The 5,766-nt window shown below is 54.4% G+C and carries 8 protein-coding genes; 1 reads left to right on the forward strand and 7 read right to left on the reverse strand.

From position 1 onward, the window contains the following. Window positions 1–221: 221 nt before the first annotated feature. A complete protein-coding gene (locus WMO23_RS10735; protein WP_020310346.1) occupies window positions 222–632 on the reverse strand; it encodes a peptide deformylase in 411 nt (136 codons plus the stop codon). Between the two features lie 14 nt (window positions 633–646). After that, window positions 647–1,114, reverse strand: coding sequence for a macro domain-containing protein (locus WMO23_RS10740; RefSeq protein ID WP_020310345.1), 468 nt, complete (start codon window positions 1,112–1,114; stop codon window positions 647–649). A 127-nt stretch (window positions 1,115–1,241) separates the two neighbouring features. Between WMO23_RS10740 and WMO23_RS10745 the strand changes: the two genes are divergently transcribed. Beyond that, entirely contained in the window at window positions 1,242–1,703 is a 462-nt protein-coding gene (locus WMO23_RS10745; protein ID WP_020310344.1) for a nuclear transport factor 2 family protein, read from the forward strand. Window positions 1,704–1,745: 42 nt separating this feature from the next. Here the strand turns inward: WMO23_RS10745 and WMO23_RS10750 are convergent, their stop codons facing one another. The 5 genes from WMO23_RS10750 to WMO23_RS10770 all read right to left on the reverse strand — a co-directional run bounded on the left by WMO23_RS10750 (window position 1,746) and on the right by WMO23_RS10770 (window position 5,599). Further along, a complete protein-coding gene (locus WMO23_RS10750; protein ID WP_020310343.1) occupies window positions 1,746–2,069 on the reverse strand; it encodes a winged helix-turn-helix transcriptional regulator in 324 nt (107 codons plus the stop codon). Between the two features lie 14 nt (window positions 2,070–2,083). Further along, a complete protein-coding gene (locus WMO23_RS10755; RefSeq protein WP_292108318.1) occupies window positions 2,084–3,394 on the reverse strand; it encodes a C1 family peptidase in 1,311 nt (436 codons plus the stop codon). Between the two features lie 264 nt (window positions 3,395–3,658). Further along, the gene (locus tag WMO23_RS10760; protein WP_349174050.1) at window positions 3,659–3,925 is read right to left on the reverse strand and encodes a M20/M25/M40 family metallo-hydrolase; all 267 of its coding nucleotides are present in this window, start codon (window positions 3,923–3,925) and stop codon (window positions 3,659–3,661) included. 14 nt (window positions 3,926–3,939) lie between these two features. Continuing rightward, complete coding sequence (gene pepT, locus WMO23_RS10765; protein WP_349174051.1) at window positions 3,940–4,899, reverse strand: peptidase T; 960 nt, start codon at window positions 4,897–4,899, stop codon at window positions 3,940–3,942. A 106-nt stretch (window positions 4,900–5,005) separates the two neighbouring features. Further along, the gene (locus WMO23_RS10770; protein WP_020723766.1) at window positions 5,006–5,599 is read right to left on the reverse strand and encodes a class I SAM-dependent methyltransferase; all 594 of its coding nucleotides are present in this window, start codon (window positions 5,597–5,599) and stop codon (window positions 5,006–5,008) included. Window positions 5,600–5,766: the final 167 nt, after the last annotated feature.

Below are 5,766 nucleotides of genomic sequence, written 5' to 3' on the forward strand. Positions count from 1 at the left end.
GCCACTAGCCACTAGCCACTAGCCACTAGCCACTAGCCACTAGCCACTAGCCTATTATACCATATTGCGCGCAAAAAGGGCTTGCCGCATGACGACAACCCCTTTTAAGTTGTTAGTGGTTAGCGAAGGATTTTAAATTAAAAAACAAAAGGGACCGAGCCCGATGGCAGAAACCTTCGTGCGATACCCTGCGGCCTGCGGATGTCCTGCAGGCGTCCTTTCTATATTATGATGCCGTCCAGGTGGTCACATTCGTGCTGGATGATCTGGGCCGTCCAGCCGGTAAAGGTCTGGCGGTGTTTGCGGAAGCGGCGGTCCTGGTAGAACACCTGTATCTTCCGGTAGCGCGTTGTCTTCCGCGTGCCGACCAGGGACAGACAGCCTTCTTCGGCCTCAAAAGGATCGGCCTTCTTTTCGATGACCGGGTTGATGAAAATTTCGTCGCCCCTATCCGTATGGACGACGATGATGCGCTTCAAAGAACCAATCATATTGGCCGCCATGCCGACACAGGTCATGCGGTTGGCCTTCAGCGTGTCGAGCAGGTCCTGGACGACGGGCAAATCATCTTTCGTCGCCGCTTCGGACTTACGGCCCAAGAAGATGACGTCATGTACAATATTGCGAATCACAATGTTTTCCTTTCCTAGGGATATAAGACCAAGTAAATATCCATGTCATGATTTTTCAAGAAAGCCGCTGCCGCTTCCCGGGCGACATCCAAGGCTTCTGCTTTCGGGTAGCCAAAGATGCCTGCCGAAATGAGGGGAAAGGCGCTGGACCGGCAGCCGTGCGACGCTGCCAGTTCCAGGGCCGTGGCATAACAGCTGGCCAGCAGGTTCCGTTCTCCCCTTTGGCCGCCCTGCCAGATGGGACCGACGGTGTGGATGATGTATTTCGCCTTCAATCCGTAACTGTCCGTCAATACCGACTGCCCCGTCGGGCAGGGCGCCTGGGCCAGGCAGGCTTCCTGGAGTTCCCGGGCCCGCGGCCCGACAGCGTGGAAAATGGCCCCGCAGACACCGCTGCCGGCGAGAAGGCCAGAATTGGCTGCATTGACGATAGCATCCGTTCCCATTTGGACAATATCGCCGTGAACGATAGAAAATGCCATGAAAATCCCTCCCTGAGTGAAAAGGCCAATACTTACCTCTACGTAAGGACCTGACCCGAAAGTGCCTTCTTCCATAACTGAGAAAGATTATTTATAATAAGGTCATCAATCAAGGAGGTCCTTTTACATGAACAAAAAATCAATCCTTTTAGGCCTGACCCTGGCCCTTGTCGGCTGCCTGCCCATGGGGACATCGCTGGCAGCCGATACGCCCCATTTCAAAAGCAACAAAGCCGCAGCTGAATATTTCTGGAATGAAGTATTTAACAAACACGACACAGCCGTCATCGACACGATGGTCGGTCCCAAATACAAACAGCACAGCCCGGAATTCGCCGATGGCAAACAGGCCTTTAAAGATGGCGTCACGGGCTTCCTGAAAGCCTATCCGGACAGCTCGGCCGTCATCAAGCACATCGGCGCCGATGGCGACCTGGTCTTCATCCACAATCACATCAAACTCAATAAAGCAGACCGTGGTCAGGCTGCTGTCGACATTTTCCGCATCAAAGACGGCAAAATCGTAGAACACTGGGATGTCATCCAGGATATCCCGGAAAAAGCAGCCAACGACAATACGATGTTCTAACGCTTCCCCAAAGAGAGGCTGTCGCACGAAGACAGTCTCTTTTTATTTTCCAAAAAAGCCATCGACCCAGCCGTTGATGCCCTGCATGACATGGATCAGCTTTTCCCCTCTGTCGGTCAGGCTGTATTCGACAGTCGGCGGTACCGTGGCATGGACGTTCCGCCGGACCAGGCCGTTGCGATCGAAGACGTGGAGGTTCTCCGTCAGCACTTTGGCACTGATGCCCGGCAGGCACCGCTGCAGCTTGGCGAAGAACACCGGCCCATCTGCCAGGGCCAGTAAGATAGACGTCCGCCATTTGCCTTTGATGATGTCGATGAAACAATCGAAGGGGCAGTCATAGGCCTTGCCATCAAACGTATACATAAAAGCCTTCCCTTCTAATAATCTTCGTCCCAGGCGTTGATGACGACAGGGTCTTTTTCCAGCATGGCTAATTGGGCCGGGCTGAAATGACGGCGGTCGATGACGGCTTCGTAGACGAATTCCTGGAAATAAGCTTCAGAGCAGACGAAATAGCCTTTGTCGCCGACATCCTTGCCCCAGGAATTTTCGATTTTCCAACGGTCCGGCTTGCCTTCCTTGTCGAAATGGACGCCTGTGAGCAACATGGCGTGAGTCGCCGAACTACTGTTATACTCCAGCCGTTTGCCCTTGGGCATGGCCGTCGAAAAGCCGCCCAAAAGGGCTTCGTACTGGACGCTGGCCGGGTCCCAGATACCTTCCTTGCGGGCGCCGAAGGCCCCGGCATCGCAGGCGAACCAGATGGCCTGACCGTTTTTCAACTGTTTGACGCAGAGTTCTTCCAGGGCTTCCTGCGACAGGTTCAGGGCCTTCATGTCGCAGCCGGCCATATTTTCGACGGCATGGAACTGGATGGGCGTATCCAGCGGCTTATCTGCCGTCGGTTCATTGATGACGGCGACATAATCGCGCAGGGACAGGCCGACGTATTTCTGATAGAAAGCCTGCGGCGTCAGGTCCCGCTCTTCATGGTAGTTGCCGTCTTTATCGCGGTAGGCGAAGTCAAAGGTCTGGACAGGCTGGCCAAAGGCGATGCAGGCAGCCTTGTAGACTTCGGCCATCATGGCCGCCTTGCGCGGATACGGGTCCGCACCGTCCTGGACGAGTTCCCGCAACTCCATGGCATCTTTGCGCAGGAGGCGGTTCAATGTCGCTACAAAGCGGTCTATGTGGTTGGACTGATACGTTTCCGGCTGGACCTGTTTGGGCACGACGCCGTATTTTTCGATGAGGTCCACGGCTTCGCTCCAATAGCCGCCGTCAGTCATGCCCCGCAGGACGTACTGCATGAGCTGGCCTTTTATGGGTTCCTGGGCGTTGTCGATGACCATTTCCAGGAAATTGTTGGCTTTTTCCAATTTATCGTAAAAAGACAAGTAATTCTGGGACAGCTCGAACTGGTCGAGGTGGCACGTTTCGGCCACCTTTTCCCGCAGGATATTCAAAGCCGCAAAGAGCCAGCAACGGCCTGATTTCTGCTGGGCCGTAATGCCCCGCGTCTTCACTTCGACCGAAAAAGCGCCTTTAAGGCGGGCACCGGCCACGGGGACATAAGCCAGGTCAGCCATGTCCGTCTTGGCCAGGGCCGAATGAAGGACCTGGGCCTGCCCGTCGGCTTCATAAGCCGTGCGGAACTGGGCTAACATATCATGAGTAATCTCTTTCATCAAAATTCCCCCTTTTATCATTCCCCATCCTGAGAATGACGAGAATCGCCACATCGCCTGAACCGCTCCGTAGGGGACGTCCTGCTAAGGCGTCCCGCTGTGAATCTTGGATATAACTATTCAGGTATATGAGGAATGTTTTCACACATCACCCGTTATGCATTACGTATACACCATCATATCAGGCGGGCCGCCCTTTGGGACGGCCCCTACGAAGGTCTTGTCTTCTCACAGGTTGTTCATCGTTGCAGGACCATCCGGCGCCTACGGACGTTTAGCTGCCCGCTTGGCGATTTCGATGACCGTTTCGCAGGCCTTGACCAGCGACGGAATGGGCAGGTATTCATAGCGGCCGTGGAAGTTGGCGCCGCCAGTGAACAGGTTCGGGCACGGCAGGCCGCGGAAAGAGAGCTGGGCCCCGTCCGTACCGCCGCGGATAGGAGCGACCTGCGGCGTGACGCCGACTGCTTCCATGGCTTCTTTGGCCAAGTCGACGACATCCATATGGCCGTCTTCGATTTTTTCCAGCATATTATAATAGACATCTACGGCGTGACGACAACGGTCCCATCGCCGTATTTTTCATTGAAGAAATCGGCCATCTGCTGCAGCAGGGCCTTGCGCCGTTCAAAACGCTGGCGGTCGTGGTCGCGGACGAGCATGTGCATCGTGCACGTTTCGACGTCGCCATTCAGTTTATAGACGTGGAAGAAGCCTTCATGGCCTTCGGTGTATTCCGGTTTTTCCCCGGCCGGCAGGAGCTGCTGCCATTCTGCGGCAATCGACAATGCGTTGACCATCTTTCCTTTGGCGTCGCCTGTATGGACGCTGCGGCCATGGAAGGTGATGACCGGGTTGGCAGCATTGAAGTTTTCATATTCCAGACCGCCCAGTTCGCCGCCGTCGACAGTATAGGCAAAGTCGGCAGCAAACTGCTTCACATCGAACAAAGCCGCACTGCGCCCCGTTTCTTCATCAGGCGTGAAGCCGATGCGGATCATCCCGTGAGTGATGTCCGGGTGCTGGATGAGGTATTCCATAGCGCTGACGATAGCCGTGATGCCCGCTTTATCGTCGGCCCCGAGGAGGGTCGTCCCATCCGTAAAAAGGATGTCCTGGCCTTTGTATTTCAGGACTTCCGGAAAAGCCTTCGTCGAAAAGACGATGCCCCTTGCTTCGTTGAGGACGACATCCTTGCCGTCATAATCAGTGACCCGGACGGGCTTGATGTCCTTCCCCGATGCATCGGAACTGGTATCGACATGAGAAATGAAGCCGACGACCGGGCCTTCTGCCCCGTTGGCCGGCAGCGTGGCCATGATATATCCGTGTTCATCCAAGGTGACATCAGACAAGCCGATTGCCTTCAGTTCCTCTGCCAAGGCCTTGGCAAAGACCAGCTGTCCCGGTGTACTCGGGCAGACGGCATCATTGTCTTCATCGGACTGGGTATCAAAAGAAACATACTTCAAAAAACGCTGTACAACGTGTTCCGTGTCTATCATAGTAATCATTCTCCTTCTTTAAGAATCGTTAATTCAATTTTATGCCGTTATCGGCAATTTATCAATCGTTTAACTTGAATATTTTCATAAGATAAATTGCCGATAATCAGTCACGCAGCCGCAGGACCAGGATTTTTTCCCGGTCATCGTCCTCATCGAACAGGTCCCGGCAGTCGATGACGTCTTCAACGACGAGGTTGGGATGATGCGTCAGGAAAGCTTCTGTTTCTTCATAAGGATAATAGAAAAACAGGCGCATCGGCCGCGGCGCCTGGTAATGGGCGTCGAAAAGTTTCCCCAGGACCCGCTTCAGCGTGTGCAGGGCAAAGGGGTTGAAGAAAAAGAAACGATTCCCCTGCGGCGGGACCTCGTACTCCACGGCATCGGCCAAGACGAAAGTCACGCGCCGCCGGGACGCCGCCGTCTGTCCATTGGCCAGGGCTTTTTCCCACAGCCGCCGGTCGTATTCCACACCGATGGCCTGACAGCGCGTCTGATAAGCCAGGAAGAAGCTGACCCGTCCTTTGCCGCTGCCGTAATCGATGAGCGTATCCCTCTTGCCAATATAGCCGCTGTTGGCCAATCGTTCGAGGACGCCGTAATCCGTCGGCTCATAAGGATGGTGCTCCCCATCGGAATGGCTGTCGTCGCGGCCAGCCGTTTTGATATGCAATAACTGTTCCCATTCCCGTTCATCCATCGTTATGCCCTCCATGATTATATGATACCTTATTATACTCGCTTCCAGGGGATAGAAAAAGGCGCTGTCCCATGAAGACAGCGCCTTTTTCTGTAGGGGCGCCACGTGTGTCAAGAATAACATCGTTTACATTTTGTGCAAGGACATCCTTTACACTTTATGCAAGC

The organism is Megasphaera intestinihominis (assembly GCF_040096415.1).
Taxonomy (GTDB): Bacteria; Bacillota; Negativicutes; order Veillonellales; family Megasphaeraceae; genus Megasphaera; species Megasphaera intestinihominis.